20 protein-coding genes and 3 riboswitches are annotated in these 21888 nt (G+C 70.5%); of the genes, 9 read left to right on the forward strand and 11 right to left on the reverse strand.

What is annotated here, in order from left to right; genetic code table 11:
- Positions 1-193 precede the first annotated feature (193 nt).
- A riboswitch (cobalamin riboswitch) is annotated at positions 194-385 on the forward strand.
- A gap of 105 nt (positions 386-490) precedes the next feature.
- Genes cobG through cobJ form a run of 4 tightly spaced genes read left to right on the forward strand, consistent with a single transcriptional unit; the run spans position 491 to position 4914 of the window.
- Complete coding sequence (gene cobG, locus DIE15_RS09045; RefSeq protein WP_311771970.1) at positions 491-1855, forward strand: precorrin-3B synthase; 1365 nt, start codon at positions 491-493, stop codon at positions 1853-1855.
- Positions 1848-2474, forward strand: a complete 627-nt coding sequence (locus DIE15_RS09050) for a precorrin-8X methylmutase (RefSeq protein ID WP_057924477.1) — start codon at positions 1848-1850, stop codon at positions 2472-2474. The genes cobG and DIE15_RS09050 overlap by 8 nt, the downstream gene beginning before the upstream one ends.
- The gene (locus DIE15_RS09055; RefSeq protein WP_124833012.1) at positions 2471-3205 is read left to right on the forward strand and encodes a precorrin-2 C(20)-methyltransferase; all 735 of its coding nucleotides are present in this window, start codon (positions 2471-2473) and stop codon (positions 3203-3205) included. Before DIE15_RS09050 ends, DIE15_RS09055 begins: the two co-directional genes overlap by 4 nt.
- On the forward strand, positions 3202-4914 hold the full coding sequence (gene cobJ / locus DIE15_RS09060) for a precorrin-3B C(17)-methyltransferase (protein ID WP_057924475.1): 1713 nt from the start codon (positions 3202-3204) through the stop codon (positions 4912-4914). Before DIE15_RS09055 ends, cobJ begins: the two co-directional genes overlap by 4 nt.
- A 62-nt stretch (positions 4915-4976) precedes the next feature.
- On the opposite strand, the gene DIE15_RS09065 is transcribed toward cobJ, so the two are convergent.
- The 4 genes from DIE15_RS09065 to DIE15_RS09080 all read right to left on the reverse strand — a co-directional run bounded on the left by DIE15_RS09065 (position 4977) and on the right by DIE15_RS09080 (position 9642).
- Positions 4977-5720 carry an IclR family transcriptional regulator gene (locus DIE15_RS09065; RefSeq protein WP_124833013.1) on the reverse strand — a complete coding sequence of 248 codons (744 nt, stop codon included), beginning with the start codon at positions 5718-5720 and terminating at the stop codon, positions 4977-4979.
- Between the two features lie 60 nt (positions 5721-5780).
- Entirely contained in the window at positions 5781-6947 is a 1167-nt protein-coding gene (locus DIE15_RS09070; RefSeq protein WP_124833014.1) for an acyl-CoA dehydrogenase family protein, read from the reverse strand.
- Between the two features lie 109 nt (positions 6948-7056).
- Positions 7057-8358 (reverse strand): CitMHS family transporter, encoded by a 1302-nt coding sequence (locus DIE15_RS09075; RefSeq protein WP_124833015.1) that lies wholly within the window; start codon positions 8356-8358, stop codon positions 7057-7059.
- Between the two features lie 117 nt (positions 8359-8475).
- A complete protein-coding gene (locus DIE15_RS09080) occupies positions 8476-9642 on the reverse strand; it encodes a CaiB/BaiF CoA-transferase family protein (protein ID WP_057924471.1) in 1167 nt (388 codons plus the stop codon).
- 270 nt (positions 9643-9912) lie between these two features.
- Here DIE15_RS09080 and DIE15_RS09085 point away from each other — a divergent pair, with 270 nt between their 5' ends.
- Both DIE15_RS09085 and DIE15_RS09090 read left to right on the forward strand, forming a co-directional pair.
- Complete coding sequence (locus tag DIE15_RS09085; RefSeq protein WP_124833016.1) at positions 9913-10152, forward strand: hypothetical protein; 240 nt, start codon at positions 9913-9915, stop codon at positions 10150-10152.
- 147 nt (positions 10153-10299) lie between these two features.
- Positions 10300-10728, forward strand: coding sequence for an NUDIX hydrolase (locus DIE15_RS09090; RefSeq protein WP_057924470.1), 429 nt, complete (start codon positions 10300-10302; stop codon positions 10726-10728).
- Between the two features lie 15 nt (positions 10729-10743).
- Here the strand turns inward: DIE15_RS09090 and DIE15_RS09095 are convergent, their stop codons facing one another.
- The 7 genes from DIE15_RS09095 to cobW all read right to left on the reverse strand — a co-directional run bounded on the left by DIE15_RS09095 (position 10744) and on the right by cobW (position 18999).
- Positions 10744-11070, reverse strand: coding sequence for a low molecular weight protein tyrosine phosphatase family protein (locus DIE15_RS09095; protein ID WP_057924469.1), 327 nt, complete (start codon positions 11068-11070; stop codon positions 10744-10746).
- A 36-nt stretch (positions 11071-11106) separates the two neighbouring features.
- A complete protein-coding gene (locus tag DIE15_RS09100; protein WP_124833017.1) occupies positions 11107-11679 on the reverse strand; it encodes a DUF1993 family protein in 573 nt (190 codons plus the stop codon).
- Positions 11680-11808: 129 nt separating this feature from the next.
- Positions 11809-12261 (reverse strand): YaiI/YqxD family protein, encoded by a 453-nt coding sequence (locus tag DIE15_RS09105; RefSeq protein ID WP_057924467.1) that lies wholly within the window; start codon positions 12259-12261, stop codon positions 11809-11811.
- 83 nt (positions 12262-12344) lie between these two features.
- A complete protein-coding gene (locus DIE15_RS09110) occupies positions 12345-12953 on the reverse strand; it encodes a VWA domain-containing protein (RefSeq protein ID WP_057924466.1) in 609 nt (202 codons plus the stop codon).
- Between the two features lie 68 nt (positions 12954-13021).
- On the reverse strand, positions 13022-14098 hold the full coding sequence (locus tag DIE15_RS09115) for an ATP-binding protein (RefSeq protein WP_124833018.1): 1077 nt from the start codon (positions 14096-14098) through the stop codon (positions 13022-13024).
- Positions 14095-17904, reverse strand: a complete 3810-nt coding sequence (gene cobN, locus DIE15_RS09120) for a cobaltochelatase subunit CobN (protein ID WP_124833019.1) — start codon at positions 17902-17904, stop codon at positions 14095-14097. The genes DIE15_RS09115 and cobN overlap by 4 nt, the downstream gene beginning before the upstream one ends.
- A gap of 6 nt (positions 17905-17910) precedes the next feature.
- Entirely contained in the window at positions 17911-18999 is a 1089-nt protein-coding gene (cobW, locus tag DIE15_RS09125) for a cobalamin biosynthesis protein CobW (RefSeq protein ID WP_124833020.1), read from the reverse strand.
- Between the two features lie 327 nt (positions 19000-19326).
- A riboswitch (cobalamin riboswitch) is annotated at positions 19327-19591 on the reverse strand.
- 128 nt (positions 19592-19719) lie between these two features.
- A riboswitch (cobalamin riboswitch) is annotated at positions 19720-19957 on the forward strand.
- 109 nt (positions 19958-20066) lie between these two features.
- Here cobW and cobA point away from each other — a divergent pair.
- The 3 genes from cobA to cobO are packed head-to-tail and all read left to right on the forward strand — an operon-like array spanning position 20067 to position 21887.
- Positions 20067-20876, forward strand: coding sequence for a uroporphyrinogen-III C-methyltransferase (gene cobA / locus DIE15_RS09130; protein ID WP_173938478.1), 810 nt, complete (start codon positions 20067-20069; stop codon positions 20874-20876).
- Positions 20873-21250 carry a cobalamin biosynthesis protein gene (locus DIE15_RS09135; protein WP_124833021.1) on the forward strand — a complete coding sequence of 126 codons (378 nt, stop codon included), beginning with the start codon at positions 20873-20875 and terminating at the stop codon, positions 21248-21250. The genes cobA and DIE15_RS09135 overlap by 4 nt, the downstream gene beginning before the upstream one ends.
- A gap of 34 nt (positions 21251-21284) precedes the next feature.
- Positions 21285-21887 carry a cob(I)yrinic acid a,c-diamide adenosyltransferase gene (cobO, locus tag DIE15_RS09140; protein ID WP_057924460.1) on the forward strand — a complete coding sequence of 201 codons (603 nt, stop codon included), beginning with the start codon at positions 21285-21287 and terminating at the stop codon, positions 21885-21887.
- The last annotated feature ends 1 nt before the right edge of the window (position 21888 follow it).

Here is a 21888-nt window from a genome sequence, read left to right on the forward strand (position 1 = left end):
CATCGTCCGATTTCATCGAGTCGCCGCACGGCGGCCGAGAAGGCGCCGGCGCGACCGTCCGCGTTGCGAAAGTCGGCATGGTACCGTGTTCCACCGCGCGTTTCATCTGCTGACCCACCGGCGCCGGGCCGCGTTTCGCTGCGATCGCGGCACGCGCCCGGCGGTCGCGAAGCGACCGTGAAATCGGGTATCCTACGGCCGTTCGTTCGCCGGTGCCCTTCGGGGCCGAAGAGGGAACACAGGGCGCGCCTCGCGCCGCTGTGGCTGCCCCCGCAACTGTAGACAGCGAGCCGATCTCCCCCTCATGCCACTGGTTTCACCGGGAAGGCCGGGAGCCGGCGCCGACCTGTCAGCCAGGAGACCTGCCGGCCTGAAAGTGCGTGCGTGCCAGTCGGCGTCGGGCGGGGTGTACCGATGCGTTGGCCGCGGCGCGACACTGTCCCGGTATCCCGTGAGTTCCGCCCCCGTTTCGATTCCTGCGTCACCCGTCGTGCGCCCGTCGGCTTGCCCGGGGCTCGTGCGCGTCGTCGCGGCCGCCGACGGCGGACTGTGCCGGATCAAGCTGCCGGGCGGCCGGCTCGAGGCCCGCCAGGCGCGCGCGATCGCCGCCGCCGCGCGCGTGTACGGCTCCGGCACGATCGACGCAACCAATCGCGCGAATCTCCAGCTGCGCGGCATTCGCGACGGCGCGGCCGACGCGCTGACGCGTGCGTTGCTCGACGCGGGTCTCGGCCCACCCGTCGATGCAACTGCGGACGCCACCGCCGATACGGCCGCGCTCGCCGCGAGCGACGACGTCCGCAATGTGATGCTCAGCCCGCTCGCCGGGCTCGATCCTGCCGCGCTGCTCGACAGCCGCGCACTCGCGCTTCCGTTGCTCGACATGCTGACGCACGCGCCGCGCCGCGGCGAGCTGTCGCCGAAATTCTCGATCCAGCTCGACGGCGGCGAATCGGTCGCGGCGCTCGATCATCCGCACGACATCTGGCTCGCCGCGCGGCGCCGCGGCGACGGCGCGGTCCGCATCGCCGCGGGCCTGGCCGGCTGTCCGCCGGTCTCGTCCGACGATTCGCCCGCGTCGTTCGACGTGGCGCCGGACCAGGCCGTCGCGCTCGTGCGTGCGTTGCTGCTCGCGTTCCTCGATCTTGCGCCGGCCGACGTCACGCGGATGCGCGCATGGCTCGCGACCGGCGGCGAACGCGCGTTGCGCGCGCGCGCGCAGCACTACGTACCCTTCCCGCTCGAGGCCGATCCGGCACTGGCCGGCTGGCGGCGCATGCCCGCGGATGCCGCGCTGCGCTTCGGCGCACGGCCGTCGCTCGACGCGGCGTACTGCAGCGTCGGCGCGCAGTGCGTGCTCGGCCGGCTCGACGCGACGCAACTGGAGCGACTCGCGGCACTGACCGAAGCCGAAGGCGACGGCACGCTGTCGATGACCCCATGGCAAGGCGTGTTCGTGCATGGCATACGGCATGAGCGCGCGCCGGCCGTGCTCGATGCGCTCGCGTCGCTCGGCCTGGTATGCACGGCATCCGACCCGCTGGCGGCGCTGGTTGCCTGCACCGGCAGCGCGGGCTGCGCGAAGTCGCGTGCCGATACGAAACACGATGCGCTCGCGCTGGCCGCGCGCGTCGGCCATCCGGTCGACGTGCACCTGACCGGCTGCGAGCGCCACTGCGCGCTGCCGCATCCCGCGACGCACACGCTCGTCGCGGTCGCGCCCGCACGCTACGACCTTTACCGGCGCGACGCCGCCGCGGGCCTCGGCGCCCCGCTCGCGCGCCATCTGACGATTGACCAGGCCGCGGCCCGACTGACGGGCGCGCGGCACAGCCAGGACACCACCGATGCTTGACTATATTCGCGACGGGCAGGAAATCTACCGCCAGTCGTTCGCGACGATCCGCGCCGAGGCCGACCTGTCGCAGGTTCCGCCCGATCTCGAGAAACTCGCGGTGCGCGTGATCCACGCGTGCGGGATGGTCGATGTCGTCTACGACCTGCGCTTTTCGGCCGGCGCCGGCACGGCGGGCCGCACCGCGCTCGCGGCCGGCGCGCCGATTCTCTGCGACGCGAAGATGGTCGCCGAAGGCATCACGCGCGCGCGGCTGCCGGCCGGCAATCGCGTGATCTGCACGCTCGGCGAACCGGCCGTGCCCGACCTCGCGCGGCATCTCGGCAACACGCGCTCGGCCGCCGCGCTCGAACTGTGGCGCCCGCACCTGGCCGGCAGCGTCGTCGTGATCGGCAATGCGCCGACCGCGCTGTTCCACCTGCTCGACATGATCGACGCCGGTGCGCCGCGCCCCGCGCTGATCCTCGGCTTTCCGGTCGGCTTCATCGGTGCGGCCGAATCGAAGGCGATGCTCGACGCGGACAGCCGCGGCGTGCCGTACGTCGCGCTGCTCGGCCGGCGCGGCGGCAGCGCGATGGCCGCCGCCGCGGTCAACGCACTCGCGACGGAGGCTGAATGACGGCCCCGCGCGGACGCCTGTTCGGGGTCGGCGTCGGCCCCGGCGACCCTGAGCTGATGACGATCAAGGCGCTTCGCGTGCTGCAGGCCGCGCCGGTGGTCGCGTATTTCGTCGCGAAAGGCAAGAAAGGCAATGCGTACGGGATCGTCGAAGCGCACCTGCTCGATGCGCAGACGCAGCTGCCGCTCGTCTATCCGGTGACGACCGAGGCGCTGCCGCCGCCGCTCTGCTACGAGACGGTGATCGCCGACTTCTACGACACGGCCGCCGAGATCGTCGCGGCGCATCTCGACGCCGGGCGCGACGTCGCGGTGATCTGCGAAGGCGATCCGTTCTTCTACGGGTCGTACATGTACCTGCACGATCGCCTCGCGCCGCGCTACGACACCGAAGTGATCCCGGGCGTGTGCGCGATGCTCGGCGGCACGGCCGTGCTCGGCCAGCCGCTCGTCTATCGCAACCAGAGCCTGTCGGTGCTGTCCGGCGTGCTGCCTGAGGACGAACTGCGCGCGCGGCTCGCACAGGCCGACGCGGCCGTCGTGATGAAGCTCGGCCGCAACTTCGACAAGGTGCGGCGCGTGCTCGACGCACTCGGGCTCGCGAAGCGCGCGCTGTACGTCGAGCGCGCGACGATGGCGACCCAGCGCATCGTGCCGCTCGACGAGGTCGACCCGATGGCATCGCCGTATTTCTCGCTGCTCGTCGTACCGGGGGAAAAATGGCAAGGATGACGACTCCGCCCGCGATCGTGATTCTCGGCGCGGGCGCGCTCGAAACCGCGCGACGCATCCAGGCGCGTTATCCGGGGGCGCTCGTGCACGGGCTCGCGTCGCGCGTCGAGGCCGACGTGCCGTTCGACGAGCTCGGCACACACCTGCGCGAGCTTTACGCGCGCGGCCTGCCGATCGTCGCGCTGTGCGCGGCCGGCATCGTGATCCGTTGCGTCGCGCCGGCGCTGGCCGACAAGGGTGTCGAGCCGCCCGTGCTGGCAGTCGCGGAAGACGGCTCGGCCGTCGTGCCGCTGCTCGGCGGATTGACGGGCGTCAACGTGATCGCGCGCGAAATCGCCGAATGCCTCGGCGTCGCACCGGCGATCACGACGAGCGGCGAGCTGCGCTTCGGCGCATGCGTGCTCAATCCACCCGACGGCTACGCGCTCGCCGATCTCCAGCAAGGCAAGCGCTTCGTGTCGGACCTGCTCGCGGGCGCGGCCACGCGCATCGACGGCGCGGCACCGTGGCTCGACGACGTCGCGCTGCCGCGCGACGACGCGGCAGCGCATGCGATCCGCGTGACGCCCGATGCGTGGCGCGGCGCGCGCGACGAACTCGTGATCCATCCGCGCAGCGTGGTGGTCGGCATCGATGCGCGCGGTGTGCAGGCCGACGCGGCGCCCCCGCTCGCCGAACGCATCGATGCGCTGCTGGACGCGCAAGGCCTCGCGCGGCTGGCGCTCGCCGCGCTCGTCGCACCGGCGACGATGCTCGGCGAGGCACGGGTCGAAGCGGCGGCGCACACGCTGGGCGTGCCGCTGCGCTTCGCGGATGTTGCCGGCGGCGACACCGATGCGGCGGCCGTGCTCGGCAATGCGTTGCGCGTGGCGCACACGTTGCGCACAACGTCCGACGGCTTCGCCTGCGCGGTTGCCGCGCAGCCGGTCGATCCCGCGACGCTCGGCCGTGCGCGGGGCCGCCTGACGGTGCTCGGCCTCGGCCCGGGCGATGCCGCATGGCTTACGCCGGCTGCGCGCACCGCACTCGCGGAAGCCACCGACATCCTCGGCTATACGACCTACGTGACGATGGCCGGCCCGTTCCGCGCGGACCAGCGCGTGCACGGCACCGACAATCGCGAAGAAATGCAGCGCGCGCGCCATGCGTTCGAACTGGCGGCCGAAGGCCGGCGCGTCGCGGTCGTGTCGTCGGGCGACCCGGGCGTGTTCGCGATGGCCGCGGCCGTGCTCGAGGCACTCGACGAAGCGCGCGATCCGCAATGGGCGGCGGTCGAGCTGCGCGTCGAACCCGGCGTATCGGCATCGCTCGCGACCGCCGCGCAGGCCGGTGCGCCGCTCGGCCACGATTTCTGCGCGATCTCGCTGTCGGACAACCTGAAGCCATGGGATGTGATCGAGACGCGCCTGCGGCATGCGGCGCAAGCCGATCTCGTGATGGCGTTCTACAACCCGATCTCGCGTGCGCGGCCGTGGCAGCTCGATCGTGCGCTCGACGCCGTGCGCGCGCATCGCGCGGCCGATACGGTCGTCGTGCTCGGCCGCGATATCGGCCGGCCTGGCGCGACACTCGCAACGACGACCCTCGGCGCGCTGCGCAGCGACCAGGTGGACATGCGCACGATGGTGATCGTCGGTTCGTCGACGACGCGACGTTTCACGATCGGCGACGGGCGCGAATGGGTGTATACGCCGCGCTGGTATCGCTGACGGCTCGCGCACCCGAGTACCTGAGTACCCGAGGGCAGCAGGCAGCGCGGCAGGTGGCTACGTCAGCCGCGCCCCTGCTCGGCCAGCAGCCGCGCCTTCGCGTCGACCAGCAGCGCCGCATGCGTGTCGCGATGCTGGCGGATCCGCTCGGTCGGGCCGACGACCGACAGCCCGTACCAGTCGCCGTCGAGCGTCAGCGCGACCGCGATCGCCGACAGCTCGGGCGCGCTCTCGCCGAAGTTCTCGGCCCAGCCGAGTTCGCGAAACCGTGAGGCTTGCGCGACGAGCGCCGGCAGGTCGGCCACCGTCGCATCGGTGAAGCGTTCGAACGACAGCTGCGCGCCGAGCGCCTGCTGCGCATCGCTCGCGAGTTCCGCGAAGATCGCCTTGCCGATCGAATTCGCATGCAGCGGGCGCAGCTCGCCCGGCTGGCGCGTATAGCGGATCGCCTGCTCGGATTCGACGACGTCGAGATACGTGACCGACGCGCCCTGGATCTTGCCGAGCACGGCCGTCTCGCGGCTCGCGTCGCGCAGCGCGACGAGCTGCGGATGCACGATGTCGACGACGGGATCGGTCGCGTCGATCGCGGCGGCGAGCGTCTGCAGGCGCCGCGTCGGGTAGTACCCACCGCGCTTGCGCACTTCGTACAGATAGCCGCGGCTCACGAGCGTGCGCGCCATCGCCAGGCAGCTCGACGCCGGCACATTGAGCAGGCGCGCGAGTTCGGTGAGCGGCAGCGGCCGCCGTTCGGCGGCGAACAGCTCGAACAGGTCGAGCGTGCGGGCAACGAGTTTGACGTCCATGGCGAGCGCTTGATTCGGAACGGGAAGCCACGCGCCGGGCCGGCCGCCGGGTCGCTACGGTCAGTACGACTTCGGCAGCCCGAGCACCTTCTCCGCGATGTAGCACAGAATCAGTTGCGGACTCACGGGCGCGAGCCTCGGAATCATACACTCGCGCAGGTAGCGCTCGACATGGTATTCCTTCGCATAGCCCATCCCGCCGTGCGTCGCGATCGCCGTCTGGCACGCCTGGAACGCGGCTTCCGCGCCGAGGTACTTCGCGGCGTTCGCCTCGGCCCCGCACGGCTGCCCCGCGTCGTAGCGTGTCGCCGCCTTCATCACCATCAGCCACGCGGCCTCGAGCTGCATCCACGCCTGCGCGAGCGGATGCTGGATCGACTGGTTCTGCCCGATCGGCCGGCCGAACACGACGCGCTCGCACGCATACTGCGTCGCGCGCCGCAGCGCGGCCTGCCCGAGACCGATCGCCTCGGCGGCGATCAGGATCCGCTCGGGGTTCAGCCCGTGCAGCAGGTAGCGAAAGCCGTCGCCCTCGTTGCCGATCAGGTCGTCGCGCGGCACGCGCAGGTTGTCGATGAACAGCATGTTCGAATCGACGGCCTTGCGGCCCATCTTTTCGATCTCTCGCACTTCGACGCGCGACCGGTCGAGGTCGGTGTAGAACAGGCTCAGCCCGTCGGTCGGCTTCGCGACCTGGTCGAGCGGCGTCGTGCGCGCGATGATCAGCATCTTGTTCGCGACCTGCGCGGTCGAGATCCAGATCTTGCGCCCGCTCAGTACGTAATGGTCGCCGTCGCGGCGCGCCTGCGTGCCCAGGTGCGTCGTGTCGAGGCCGGCGTCGGGCTCGGTCACCGCGAAGCAGGCCTTGTCGCGCCCGGCGATCAGCGACGGCAGGAAGCGCGCCTTTTGCGCATCGTTGCCGAACACCTGCACGGGGTTCAGCCCGAAGATGTTCATGTGCACGGCCGATGCGCCCGACAGGCCGGCACCCGACGCGCTGATCGTGCGCATCATCAGGGCGGCCTCGGTCATCCCGAGCCCGGCGCCGCCGTGGGCCGGGTCCATCGCGATGCCGAGCCAGCCGGCTTCGGCGAGCGCCGCGTGAAAGTCGGACGGAAACCCGCCCGCGCGATCGCGTTCGAGCCAGTAGTCGTCGCCGAAGCGTTCGCAGATTTTCTCGATCGCGCTTTCGATCGCGCGCTGGTCGTCGGTCAGGTCGAACTGCATGGATTGCTCTCCAGGAAAACGTGGGCGGCCGCGCCGCTTTCGGGGTAACGTCGGGCCGGTGTGTGCCTCCTCGGTGGAGGCCGGCGCGACGCGCCGGATACGCGGACGCTCACAACGGAAACACGCCCGTCGCGACCGCAGCGAAGACCATCAGCACGGTGGCGGCGAACAGGAACGGAATCGTGAACTTCTGGTGCTCGGCCAGCTCGACGCCGGTCAAGCCGACGATCAGGAACGTCGCGGGCGTGAGCGGACTGACCGGGAAACCTGTCGTCATCTGGCCGAGCAGCGCGGCCTGCGCCATCTGGATCGGCGGCACGCCGAGCAGCTTCGCGCTTTCCGCGAGCACCGGCAGCACGCCGAAATAGAACGAATCGGGATCGAACAGCAGGCTGAGCGGCATCGACAGCAGGCCGAGCACGAACGGCATGTGGCGCGCATGCTCGACCGGCACGTGCGCGACGACGACCTCGGCCATCGCCTTCAGCATCCCCGTGCCGGACATGATCCCGGTGAACGCGCCCGCCGCGAGCAGCACGCTCGCCATCATCAGCGCGGCCTTCGCATGCGCGTCGATCCGCTCGCGCTGCGCCTGCACGTCCGGATAGTTGATGACGAGCGCGGCGACCGTGCCGAGCATGAACATCACCATCGGGTCGACGATGCCCGACACCAGCGTGCCGAGCACGACGAGCGTCAGCACCAGGTTGATCCGGAAGCGCGCGGGCCGGCGCAGCGCGCGTTCCGCGTCGGTCAGCTCGCGCGGCGCGATCGCGAGCGACGCGGCGCCGGCGCGATCGAGCCCGAGCCGTTTTGCCTCGCGCACGCCCAGTACGTACGCGGTGCCGAACACGAACACGAGCCCGACGATCTGCACGGGAAGCATCGGCGTGAAGATCGCCGAGCCGGGAATGTGCAGCGCCGCCGACGCGCGCAGCATCGGTCCCACCCACGGCAGGAAGTTGACGCCGGCCGCCATCGACGCGACGCACGCGAGGATCCGCCGGTCCATCCCGAGCCGCGTATAGAGCGGCATCATCGCGGGCAGCGTGACGAGAAACGTGACGGCGCCCGAGCCGTCCAGATGGATCAGCAGCGCGAGCAGCGCCGAGCCCATCACGATGCGCGGCGGATGGCAGCCGATCACGCGCAGCACGCACGCGATGATCGGGTCGAGCATCCCCGCGTCGGTGAGGATTCCGAAAAATAGAATCGCAAAAACGAACATTCCGGCGATCGGGCCGATGTTCTGCACGCCGTGCACGATGAACTTGCCGGTCGAGAGTCCGAAGCCGGCCGCGAGCGACGCGGCCACCGGCACGACGATCAATGCGACGAGCGGCGACAGCCGCTTCGTGATGATCAGGCCGAACAGCGCGACGATCGCGATCGCGCCGATCCATGCGAGCATGATGTGTCTCCTCTGGCGCCGGCGCGCGTCGGGCGCGACGCGGCGTGATGTCCGAAGCGGCGTGCGGTCGTGCAGCGGCGTCGGGCGCCGTTGCACGGCCGCTGGCCGCGATGCGTGTCAGTTGCCGTGCGTGCTGCCGTCGTCCGGTCCTGCGTCGGCGAACACCTGCGCCGCATGTTCGTTCAGCGCGGGCGGCGGCCGCCGGTACGTGGCCGGCGTGCGGCCGAGCTTGATCGGCGACGCGATGCCGCGATGCCGGCCCAGTTCGACCTTCATCCGCCGATGCGCGACGTGCGGATGGTCGAGCGCCGCGTCGAGCCCGAGCACGGGCGCGCACGGCACGCCGCGGCGCATCAACTGCTCGGCGAGCGCCGCACCGTCGTGAGCGGCCAGCGCCGTTTCGAGCAGCGCGCGCAACGCGGCGCGGTTCGTACTGCGCGCGCGGTTGTCGGCGAAGCGCGGATCGTCGGGCCAGTCGCGCGTGCCGAGCACGTCGCAGAGCGCGGCGAACTGCCCGTTGTTGCCGACCGCGAGAAAGATGTCGACGCTCGCGGTCGGAAAGCTGTCGTACGGCGTGATGTTCGGATGCGCGTTACCGGTGCGCACCGGCGCCTTCCCGGAATGGAAGAAATTCGGCGTATGCGGATGCAGGATCGACAGCGCACAGTCGAACAGCGTCGATTCGACGAACTGGCCACGCCCGCTCGCATCGCGTTCGCGCAGCGCCATCAGCACGCCGAGCGCCGCGTTCAGCCCGGTGACGAGATCGACGATCGGCACGCCGACGCGCAGCGGTGCGCCCCCTGCTTCACCGTTGACGCTCATCAGCCCGGCCAGCGCCTGCACGGCCGCGTCGTAGCCGGGCAGCCCGCCGAGCGGGCCGTCCGCGCCGAAGCCCGACACACGGCAATGGACGAGGCGCGGGAAGCGCGCATGCAGCGCGTCGAAGCCGAGCCCCCAGCGTTCCATCGTGCCGACCTTGAAGTTCTCGACCAGCGCATCCGCGTGCTCGAGCAGGCCGAGCAGTCGCTCGCGATCGTCCGGCTTCGTCAGGTCGAGCGCGATGCCGAGCTTGTTGCGGTTCACGCCGAGGAAATACGACGCGGTGTCGCCGTCGAACGGCGGGCCCCACGTGCGCGTCTCGTCGCCCGACGGCGGTTCGACCTTGATTACCTCCGCGCCGTGGTCGGCGAGGATCTGCGTCGCGTACGGGCCGCCCAGCACCCGCGACAGATCGATGATGCGCAACCCCGCCAACGCGCCCTGCTGCTCCAGCTCCGCCATGCGTCTCGCTCCTGCTTCCGGTTGATCGGATCGCCGGTTCCGCTGCGCCGACTACGATGGCGCGGTTTCCTTGGCTTGAAGGATAATTCTTGTGTGTGAATTTATATTCACACTCGAGAATTTTATTGTCAAGCCGGACGTGCGTCGACGGCTGGGCGAAGAGCGGCCGTCCGCAAGTGGGAACGACACCGAACGCGAGCCGGTTGCGGCACCGGGCCGCGGTTCGCTAAGCTGGCGACCGGCACTCATCCGAAGAAAGTGGGAGATTTCATGAAACGCATGCTGCTCGCGGCCCTCGTGCTGGCGTCGACGTTGGGCGTCGCCAGCGCACAAACCCAGACCTTCCATTTTGGCGAGGGACAATTACAGCCGCGTGCCGCCGCGCCAACGGCGCGGCCGGCGCCCGTGCGCCCGCATGTGACGCCGCCGCATCACCGGCGGGCCGTCCACAAACGGCGCCACGGACGTTCCGGAAAGCCCGCCCGCACGGGGATCTACACGCACGCGTGACGCGCGGTGACGCACGGAACTGTCACGAACGACCGGTATGATCGGCGCGGCGGCTTGCATGCCATCGTGCCCGACGACCGGGCAACAGGCCGGCAACGCCGGTCGACGTGCCTTTCCCTCCACGATTCAGCACCTGTTTTGCCGAACATGAATACCGTGCCGGATACCATCGACAGCATCAAGGAGCGCGCCACGATCGTGTGCCGCCAGCGCAGCAGCGTGCTGCTGGTCGCCCGTACCGCGGCGCGCTGGTCGCTGCCGGGCGGCACGATCCGGCGCGGCGAGACACCGCTCGAGGCCGCGCAGCGGGAGCTGGCGGAGGAAACGCGGCTCGAGGGGCTCGCGCTCGACTATGCGGTGCAGTTCGGCGGCCTCACGAAACTCCATCACGTGTTCGTGGCCGACGTGCCGAAACACCTGACCCCGCGCGCGAGCAACGAGATTGCGCGCTGCAAGTGGTTCGACGTCGAACGCCTCGAGACGCTGCGTGCCAGCGTGCCGACGCGCAAGATCATCGAACTGCTGCATCTCGACCGTTTTTCGGCACTCACGGACGGATCGCTTCGTTCGCGTTGAATCGACCTGCGCCACTCACGCGCGCAGCAACGGTCCGGCCTTGCGTTCGAGCAGCGCGACCAGTTCGGGCTGCATGTATGCGTAGCGGTCGGGAATGTCGAGGCAGATGACTTTCTTGTGCTTCAGGCGCGCGCCGAACTGTGCAGACAGCCTCGCCTTGTGTGCGCGTTCCATCACGAACACGATCTCGGCCCATTCGATCTGCTCCGCGGACAAACGCGTGTCCGCGTCCGGCGCGAGGCCCGCGGAGTCGGTTTCGACGCCCGGCCACGCGGCGAATACCGCTTCGGCCGTCGGGCTGCGCAGCCGGTTGCGGCTGCAGATGAAGAGCGCCCGCGTCATGCCGGAGCGCCGCGGCCGGCTCGTCCTGTCATCCGGTCAGCCCTGCGGAATCGTGCCGGGCCGCACGTACGCCAGCATGTGCGGCACATAGTCGGCCTTGCCGAGCTCGACGCCGTAATGGCGCAGGATCGCGTACGCGGCGATCGAGTGAAAGTAGAACTGCGGCAGCGCCCAGTCGCGCACGTACTGCTCGCCGGTCATGTCGAACGCGATGCCGTTCGGCAGCTCGAGTGCGATCGGCAGCGCGGCGCCGCCATCGAGCGCGTCGGGCGAGAGTTCGCCGAGGAATGCGATCGTGCCGGAGAGGATCCCTTGCGCGTCGCTCAGCGTGCCGGGCTGTGCATCGGCATGCCAGCCGGCTTCCCGCAGCGCCAGCAGCGCGGCCGGCAGCGGTTCGCCGCGCAGCCGGTAGACGGGTTCCATCGCCTGGAAGCACGAGAACCGCACCTGGGCGGCGAGCGGGTACATGTCGGGCGCGAGTTTCAGCGCCAGCACCGCATCGGGTGCGTCGCCGGCGGCCTGCCGGTGCGACACGGCCTTGTCGAGCCACGCGGATTGCGCGCGCAGCATCTGGGTCAACGTCGGAACGAGAAGTTGGGTCGGTGACATCCATGCCCTCCGAGGGTTCGTTCGCGCCACGATCTCCATGTCGGGGCGAATCCGTATTCTGCCGTAGCCTGCGATTCGACGCGAAACCGGTGACGCATCACACGCCCGACGACACTGTCGCCCGCTGCGTCAGGGCTTGCCGTTGCGTGCCAGGAACCGGTCGAGCTGCGAGGCGAACGCCTTGCCGTCGCGCGCGCTGAACGGCGCCGGCCCGCCCGTGTCGATGCCCGCGCTGCGTAGCTGATCCATCATCGCGCGCGTCGACAGGCGTTCCTCGATGTTCTCGCGGCTGAACCAGTTGCCGCGCGGGTCGAGCGCATGCGCGCCCTTGTCGAGGACGGCCGCGGCCAGCGGGATGTCGGCGGTGATCACGAGATCGCCGGCTTGTGCGAGCTCGACGATCCGCGCATCGGCCACGTCGAAACCGGCCGGCACCTGCAGCGCCTTGATGAACGGCGACGGCGGCGTGCGCAGGAACTGGTTCGCGACCAGCGTTACGCAGATCTCGGCACGACGCGCGGCGCGAAACAGCATGTCCTTGACGACGGCGGGACACGCGTCGGCATCGACGAGTACTTGCATGGCAGACATTCCGGTGAGCAGAAACGGCGATCATAGCGCAGCGTCGGCGATCGTCCCGCGCGGACGATTGCCGGATTGCCGGATCAGCCGATCGGTCCGTGGCACAGCGCCGCGGCCGTCGTCCATTGCGCGCCCCATGCATCGGCGAGCCGCCCGCCCTGCCCGATCCGCACGGCTGCGTCGTCGAAATCGACGAACACGACGTGATCGGCAACCGCCGGTTTCGGCGGCGTTTCGCGCGTGCGGCCGTCGGACAGCACCCACAGCCAGCGCTGCTTGTCCGGCGCACGCCGTGCAGCGCGCGCGAGCAATTGCGCGGCGGCCGCGATGCCGTCCGCGAGCGGCGTGCCGCCACCACCGTCCACCGGTTCGAGCCAGCGTGCATTCCACCAGCGCGGCACGGCCGGGCCGAAACGCCGCGCGGCGCCGTCGCCGCCGAAGCAGATCAGCGCGGTTTCCACGCGGTCGCGCGCGGCCTGGTCGAAGTACGCGACGATCAAGCCTTTCGCGAGCGCGAGCCGTTCATGCGACAGCATCGACGCCGAACAGTCGAGCACGAAGCAATGAAGTGCGCGCGGTGTGCCGGCCTGCTTGCGAAAACGCAGATGGCCGGCGTGCAGCGGCTCGCCGCGCTTCGCGGCGAGCGTCGCCGGCCACGCGACGGCCGTGCCGGCACGCGCCGTCCCCGGCACGCGCGCGGCGGCGCCTGGCTGCCATCGAGGACCGCGAACGACGTTCGCGGCGGCGTCGGCTCGATGGCTCAGCGTTTTTTTAACGGCAGCGGCACCACGCCTTTCACGTCGCGCAGTCCGGCCGGCTCGGGCGGCAGGTAGCCCCAGTCGCCTTGCGATGCCGTCGCATCGTTGCGTGCCCCGTCCGGTTGATTGCCGGGCTGCCGGCGCGTGTCCGGCGGCGAAGGGGCATCACGGTCGCCGCTCGATGGCGACGCGCCCGACGGCGGCGGCGTACCCGCGTGGCGCCGATGCCGCAGCACCGCGTCGGCCACGCGCTCGACGTGCGATACCGTCACCGCGTCGGCCTGCTCCAGCGCCGCGAGCGCGCGCGCGGCGCGCAGCATCACGAGGTCGGCGCGCAGGCCGTCGACGGCCGCGTCGATGCACAGCGCGCTGACGCGTGCGTGAACCGCATCGTCGAAATCCCGCGTCGACAGCCGTGCCCGTGCCGCGTGAATCCGGTCGCCGAGTGCGCGCTGCGCCGCCGCATGACGCTCGCGAAACGCGTGCGGATCGAGATCGAACGCAAGACGCGCCTTCACGATCTGCTCGCGCTGCGCGGCGTCGAAACAGTTCTCGAGCTCGACCATCAGCCCGAAGCGGTCGAGCAGTTGCGGACGCAGTTCGCCTTCCTCGGGATTCATCGTGCCCACCAGCACGAAGCGTGCATCGTGCGCGTGCGACACGCCATCGCGCTCGACCACGTTCACGCCGCTCGCGGCGACGTCGAGCAGCGTATCGACGAGCCCGTCGGCGAGCAGGTTCACCTCGTCGACGTACAGCACGCCGCGATGCGCGCGGGCGAGCAGGCCCGGCCGGAAGCGCACGCCGTTTTCGGCGAGCGCATGCGCGAGATCGAGCGTGCCCGTGACCTGCTCGTCGCTCGCCGACAGCGGCAGCGTGACGAATTCGCCTTCGGGCAGCAATTCCGCGAGCGCCCGCGCGGCGGTCGATTTCGCGGTGCCGCGCGGCCCGCTGACGAGCACGCCGCCGAGCGACGGATCGATCGCCGCGAGCAGCAGCGCCTGCTGCAGCGGTTGCTGCGCGACCAGCGCCGCGAACGGGAACACCGTGCGTGCGCGGTGCGTCGTCGGATCGGTCATCGCCGCCCCCCTTCCTGGAGTTGTTCGCTGTCGAGCCAGACCGCTTCGATCCGCTCGCGATAGTCGCCCGGCTGCTGCCACAGTCCGCGCTGCATCGCTTCGACGAAGCGTTCGCAGATGCCGTGCAGCGCCTTCGGGTTGTGCCGTTCGAGGAACGCGCGGGTAGCGTCGTCGAACAGGTACGCGTCGGCGACGAGCGCGTACTGGTGGTCCGACAGCACGCGCGCGGTCGCGTCATAGCCGTACAGGTAGTCGACGGTCGCGGCCATTTCGGCCGCGCCCTTGTAGCCGTGACGCTTCACGCCGTCGAGCCATTTCGGGTTGACGACGCGCGAGCGGATCACGCGCGCGATCTCCTCGCGCAGCGTGCGCATCTTCGGCGCGACCGGGTTCGCATGGTCGCCGTGGTAGATGCTCGGCTGTTGCCCGGACAGGTGGCGCACGGCCGCCGTCATCCCGCCCTGGAACTGGTAGTAGTCGTTCGAGTCGAGGATGTCGTGTTCGCGGCTGTCCTGGTTCTGCACGACGACGTCGATCGTCGCGAGCCGCTCGCCGAACACGTCGGGGGCGGCGTCGCCCGCGCTGTTCTGCGCGTATGCATGGCCGCCCCAGCGGCGATATGCGTCGGCGAGGTCGGCGTCGGTCTGCCAGCGGCGCTGGTCGATCAGGTCCTGCAGGCCCGCGCCGTAGCTGCCCGGCCGCGCGCCGAACACGCGCCAGCCGGCCCGGCGCCGCGCTTCGTCGGGTGCCACGCCCTGCTCGATCCATTTCGCGCGTTCGCGCTCGATGCGCGCGCGGATCGGGTTGAGTTCCTCGGGCTCGTCGAGTGCGGCGACGGCCTGCACGGCCGCGTCGAACAAGTGCATCAGGTTCGGGAACGCATCGCGGAAGAAGCCCGACACGCGCAGCGTCACGTCGATGCGCGGCCGGTCGAAGATCTCGATCGGCAGGATCTCGAAGTCGGTCACGCGATGGCTGCCGTGCGCCCATTTCGGCCGTACGCCGATGAGCGCGAACGCCTGCGCGATATCGTCGCCGCCGGTGCGCATCGTGGCCGTCCCCCAGACCGACAGCCCGATCGCGCGCGGATAGTCGCCGTGATCCTGCAGATGGCGCTCGATCAGTTGCTGCGCGGATTTCAGCCCGAGCGACCACGCGGCCTGCGTCGGCACCGCGCGCGTATCGACCGAATAGAAGTTGCGGCCCGTCGGCAGCACGTCGGGCCGGCCGCGCGACGGCGAGCCGCTCGGCCCGGGCGGCACGAAGCGGCCGTCGAGCCCGCGCAGCAGCTGGCGCAGCTCCTCGCCGCCGCACGCGTCGAGCGCGGGCATCAGCGTCGAGCGCACGCGTTCGATCACCGCGAGCGTGTGCGGCCAGTCGCCGGGTGGCGTGGTGTCGATGCCGGGATCGACGCCGGCGTGCGCGCACAGCCCGTCCAGCCACTGCTGCGCGAGCCGCTCGAGCCGCTCGCGCGTATCGCCCGCATGGCGCCACGGCGATTCGTCGAGCGACTGCAGAACGGCGGGCCGCGGGCCCGTCCACGGCGCGGCCCAGTCGGCTGCGAGCGGATCGAACGCGTCGCCGAGCGCGAGGTCGCGCGCGAGCGCGGCAATCAGTCCCGCGCGTTCGCCCTTGCCGTCGCCGACCGGAAAGCGTGCGAGCGCGAGCAGCGTATCGCGCCGCTGACGGTCGGCCGGCGACGCGCCGAACACGTGCAGCCCGTCGCGAATCTGCGCTTCCTTCAGTTCGCACAGCCACGCATCGACGCGCGTCAGCAGCGCATCCTCGGCGCCCGCGTCGCGCGGCGGCGACACGCTCAGCTCGTCATGCAGCCGGTGTTCGGCGATCGTCGCGAGGATCGTCTTGCGCAGCAGCTTCGCGCGCCGCGCATCGACCATCAGTGCTTCGTAGTACTCGTCGACCTGCCGTTCGAGATCCTGCAGCGGGCCGTAGTTCTCCGCGCGCGTGAGCGGCGGCATCAAGTGATCGACGATCACCGCCTGCGCGCGTCGCTTCGCCTGGCTGCCCTCGCCCGGATCGTTGACGATGAACGGATACAGGTGCGGCAGCGGTCCGAGGGTCAGGTCGGGCCAGCACGCGTCGGACAGTGCGACGCTCTTGCCCGGCAGCCATTCGAGGTTGCCGTGCTTGCCGAGGTGGATGACCGCGTCGATGGCGAACGCATCGCGCAGCCAGAAATAGAACGCGAGGTACGCGTGCGGCGGCACGAGGTCCGCGTCGTGGTAGCTCGCATAGTCGTTCTCGCCGCGCGAACGCGACGGCTGGATGCCGACGAACACGTTGCCCGCGCGCCAGCCGGCGATTGTGAAGCGGCCCTGGCGCAGCGTCGGGTCGGCTTCGGGCGGGCCCCAGCGTTCGTTCAGCGCGTCGCGCACGCCAGCCGGCAGCCGCGCGAAATGCGCGATGTAGTCGGCCAGCGCGAAACTCTGGAACGCGGGGCGCAACGCGCGCACGGCCGGGTCGTTGGTCACGCCTTCGGTGAGTCGCGCGATCAGCGCGTCGCCGTCGGTCGGCAGGTCGGCCACGGCATAGCCCGCGTCGCGCAGCGTCGACAGCACGCGCAGCGCGGACGCCGGCGTATCGAGCCCGACGCCGTTGCCGATCCGCCCTTCGCTTTGCGGATAGTTCGCGAGGATCAGCGCGATGCGCTTGTCGGCATTGTCGAGCGTGCGCAGCCGGCACCAGCCGCGCGCGAGCGCCGCGACGAACGCGATTCGTTCGGCGTCCGGCTGGTAGCGCACGACGTCGACTTCAGTGTGCGGGCAACGATACGCGAGCCCCTTGAAGCTCACCGCGCGCGTGACGATGCGCCCGTCGACCTCGGGCAGCGCGATGTGCATCGCGATGTCGCGCGCGTGCAGCCCCTGATTGTCGGCCACCCATGCGTCGCGGTTGCCGCCGGACAGGATCACCTGCAGCACGGGCGCGTCGCCGGCGAGCACGTTGGGCTCGGCGCTGTCGATCGCGCCGGCCGCGAAGGCCGTGGTGTTCAGCACGAGCGCGACGCCGTGCGTGTCGCAGAGCTGCGTGATGACCTCGCGGCTCACCGCGTCCTTCAGCGACGTGACCGCGATCGGCAGCGGATTGAGCCCTTCGCGCACGAGCGCATCGGCCAGCGCGTCGAACACGGCCGTGTTCGCGGCCTGCCAGTGCGCGCGATAGAACAGGATCGCGACGACGGGCGCACCGGGCGTCCAGCGCGCTTGCCAGTCGTCGACGCTCGCCGGGTCGCGCGCCGGGTGATACAGCGCGGCGGCCGGCAGCGGGCGCGGCTGCTCGGGTTCGTCGCCGAAGCCGAGCGTATGGAACGCGATGCTGCGCAGCAACGCTTCGGCATTGTGCATCCCGCCTTCGCGCAGGTAGCGCCACCACAGCCGGCACAGGTCGGGCGCGACCGTGCTCTTCGCGACGAGGTTCGGGTCTTCCTGCAGGTCGCCCGAGAACATCGCGAGCTGCTGCTTGCGTTTCGACGCGAGCGACACGGCCTGTTCGATCCCGTACGGCCAGTATGCTTCGCCGCCGAGGTGATCGATCACGACCGTCTTCGCGTGACGCAGCACGTCGTCGACATAGAAATCGACCGACGCCGGCTGCCGCAGGAACGTGACGTTCGCAAGCCGCACGCTCGGAAAGCCGGCCGGCAGCTTCGGCACGACGCTGGCCAGCAGCGACAGCGTCGTGTCGGCCGAGCTCAGGATCACGATGTCGGCCGGCTGCTGGTCGATCCGGACGACACCCTGCGTATCGTCGACGAAGCCGCCCGGCGTGGTGCGCAGCAGATGCATCGCGCGTTACGCCTGTTGCATTTGCGCCGCGCACGCGGCGTCGAACGCGCGCTGCAGCGCGGCCGCGTCGAGATCCTCGCCGATCAGCACGAAGCGGCTCGTGCGCGGCTCGCCGTCCTGCCAGCGACGGTCGAAATAGCTGTCGAAGCGGCGGCCGACGCCCTGGATCACGAGCCGCATCGGCGCATCGGGCAGCGCCGCGAAGCCTTTCGCGCGATAGATCGTATGTGCCTCGACGACACGCTGCAGCGCGGCGATCGTCGCTTCGCGCGAACCGGCATCGCCCGACACGACGACCGAATCGAAATCGTCGTGATGGTGGTCGTGATCGCCGTCGTCGGCCGAGCCGTGATGGTCGTGCCGCAGATGGATCGTTTCCTCCGATGCCGACTCGAGCCCGAGCAGCATCGCGAGATCCAGTTCGCCGCGCGTCGCGCGCACGATCTTCACCTGCGGCGGGATTTCCTCGCGGATCGCGGCTTCGACTTCGGCGAACTGCGCGTCGGCGACGAGGTCGGCCTTGTTCACGATCACGAGATCGGCGGACGACAGCTGATCGGCGAACAATTCGTGCAGCGGCGATTCGTGATCGAGGTTCGGATCGGCGCGGCGCTGCGCGTCGACGGCCTGCGGGTTCTCGGCGAACTGGCCGCTCGCGGCGGCCGGCCCGTCGACGACGGTCACGACCGCGTCGACCGTGAAGCTGTTGCGGATCGTCGGCCAGTTGAAGGCCTGCACGAGCGGCTTCGGCAGCGCGAGGCCCGACGTCTCGATCAGCACGTGATCGATGTCGGCGCGGCGCTCGACGAGCGCTTCCATCACCGGATAGAACTCCTCCTGCACGGTGCAGCACAGGCAGCCGTTCGCGAGCTCGTACAGCTGGCCCGACGCTTCGCCCTGCGCGCCCTCCGCATCCTCGCAGCCGATCCCGCAGCCCTTGAGGATTTCGCCGTCGATGCCGAGCTCGCCGAATTCGTTGACGATCACCGCGATGCGGCGGCCTTCGGCGTGCTGCAGGATGTGGCGCATCAGCGTGGTCTTGCCGCTGCCGAGAAAGCCCGTGACGATCGTGACGGGAAGCTTGCGTAGGGTCATGGTAGGTCCTGTGGCGAAAATGGAATCAGGCCGGGATCGTCGCGTCGATGGCGGCGCGGCATGTCATTTGGCGAATCGCGGGGATGGCGCGGTGCAGTCCGCACGGACGGCTGCAGAACGGACGGAACGACGAATCGGACATGACGCTTCCTTGCGAACGGTCGACATCGTGAATGCCAACACGGCCGCCGTCGGCCCTGCCCGCGCCGCCTGCCGTTCGTCGCGCCGGCCCGGCGCGCGTGCGGCGGGCGGATCGGCGGGGAAAGCGGGAAACGCGCGGGCGTCGGGCGTGCTGCGGCCGTGGACGATGCGCCGCCTCCCCGCGGCGCTGAACCCCAACGTTTCGGCCGGTATCCGGGCTGACGAACACGCCGCTTCGCCTTCCCGGATGCGCGGCATCCAGTGGCGGTCGTCCGCATGCGGCGGGCATGCGGCGAAGCGGCGCTGCGTGGCGCTTGCGCGCGACGCGTTCGCTTACCGTTGCGGGGGCAGCACAGGTTGGCTCGACTGCGGCGCAGGCAGGCTCCCTGTTTCCCGTTTAACTGCGCACGCCGGAGAGGCGCGTGCGAGCACCGAAACGCGTGCGAGTGTAGGCGGCGGTGCGCGGAGCGTCAAGGCGCAACGGGCCGCCGCGGGAGGCTTCGGCATGACCGCGGCACCGCGCCCGCGGCCGCATCCCGGCACCCGCGCGGCGGGTTCGCGCGGGCCGGGCGCTGTGCTATCGTATGCGCCGCGTTCGGTGCTCGCATGCGCATTCCGCGCACGCAGTTAAACGGGAAACAGGAGGCGGAAGTCCGCCCGGCCTGTGCTGTCCCCGCAACGGTACGCCGCCCGCGCGCCGCGGTTCCCCCCCGCACGCGCCCAGGCCGCCCGCGATGCCACTGCCCTTCAGCGGGTGGGAAGGCTGCGGCCTGGCAAGCGGCCAGCCCGGATACCGGCCGACGCAAGGGGCGAGCCCGAGGCTCGCCGAACGCCCGATCCGCGGGGAACGGATGGGGTGCGCTTTCCGCCCGCGCTCGCGCGGGCTTCGCTCGATCCGTCATGCACTGCCTGTCCGCCGGCCGCCGATGTGCCGCTCGCTGTCCCCTTTCCACCGCTACGACACGGTGCGCGCCGTGCCGCGTCCGATGAGCCGCGCATGGCTCGTCGGCGCCGGCCCCGGCGACGCCGATCTGCTGACGCTCAAGGCCGTGCGCGCGATCGCCGCGGCCGACGTGCTGCTCGTCGACGATCTCGTGAACCCCGACGTATTGCGCCACGCGCGCGCCGACGCACGCATCGAGCACGTCGGCAAGCGCGGCGGCCATGCATCGACGCCGCAGGAGACGATCGTCGCCGCGATGCTCGCGCACCTGCGCGCGGGCCGCAGCGTCGCGCGCCTCAAGGGCGGCGATCCGTTCGTGTTCGGCCGCGGCGGCGAGGAACTGCTCGCGCTCGGCGCGGCCGGTTTTCCGGTCGAGGTCGTCAACGGCATCACGGCCGGCATCGCCGCGCCGGCCGCGCTCGGCATTCCGGTCACGCATCGCGGCGACGCGCAGGGCGTGATCTTCGTCACGGGCCACGGTGCGGGTGCCGACGAACCCGACTGGCGCGCGCTGGCCGCGACGCGGATGACGATCGTGATCTACATGGGCATTCGCCGGCTCGACGCGATCGTGACCGCGCTGCGTGACGGCGGCCTGGCCGGCGACATGCCGTGCGCGGCGATCGAAAACGCGACGCGTGACGGGCAGCGGCACGTGCTCGCGACGCTCGACACGATCGTCGAACGCGTGGGCCTGACCGGCATCGGTTCGCCCGCGATCGTCGTGATCGGCCGTGTCGCGGCGCTCGCCGACGATCCGGCGGTGCGCGCGGCGCTCGGCGGCCGCGCATGATGCGCGTCGCGCTCGGCGTCGGTTTCCGCGCGGGCGTGACGGCCGCCCAACTCGATGCCGCGATCCGCGCGGCGCTGGCGCGTTACCCGGACGTCGAGCCGGCCGTCGTCGCGACGCTCGCCGACAAGGCGCGTGCGCGGCCGCTGCGCACGCTGTGCGCACGGCGCGGCTGGCCGCTCGTCGCGTTCGACGCGGCGCAACTCGCGCATTGCTCCGAACCGCTATTGAGCGGCCCGTCGGCCGCCGCGCTCGCGCGCTTCGGCGTCGCGGGCGTGGCCGAGCCGTGCGCGCGGCTCGCGGCGCCCAATGGCCGGCTGCTCGGCCCCAAATCCATCCGGGACGGCGTGACGGTTGCGCTCGCCGGCCCGCTCTGAACCCTTTGTTTCGCTTTCGACAGGACGATTCCCGATGAAGACCGATGCCGAATCCCATCAGCGGATGACTGAACGCCGCCGCGCCGGCCATGAAAAGAAGCAGGCTGCCGCCACCCAGGAAAAGGGCCTGCTGATCGTCAACACCGGCAACGGCAAGGGCAAGAGCACGGCTGCGTTCGGCATGGCCGTGCGCGTGCTCGGCCACGGCATGCGGCTCGGCGTCGTGCAGTTCATCAAGGGCGCGCTGCATACGTCCGAGCGCGACTTCCTCGGTGCGGTCGCGCAATGCGACTTCGTGACGATGGGGGACGGCTATACGTGGAATACGCAGAACCGCGACGCGGACATCGCGACCGCGCGCAAGGGCTGGGACGAGGCGCGCCGGATGATCGAAAGCGGCGAGTACCGGATGGTGATCCTCGACGAGCTGAACACCGTGCTGAAGTACGAATACCTGCCGCTCGACGAAGTGCTCGCGACGCTCGTCGCGCGACCGGATTCGGTGCACGTCGTCGTCACCGGGCGGCATGCGCCCGATGCGCTGATCGATGCGGCCGATCTCGTCACCGAAATGCGGCTCGTCAAGCATCCGTACAAGGAGCAAGGCGTGAAGGCGCAGCGCGGCGTGGAGTTCTGAC

Source organism: Burkholderia sp. Bp9031 (genome assembly GCF_003857965.1).
Lineage (GTDB): Bacteria > Pseudomonadota > Gammaproteobacteria > Burkholderiales > Burkholderiaceae > Burkholderia > Burkholderia ambifaria_A.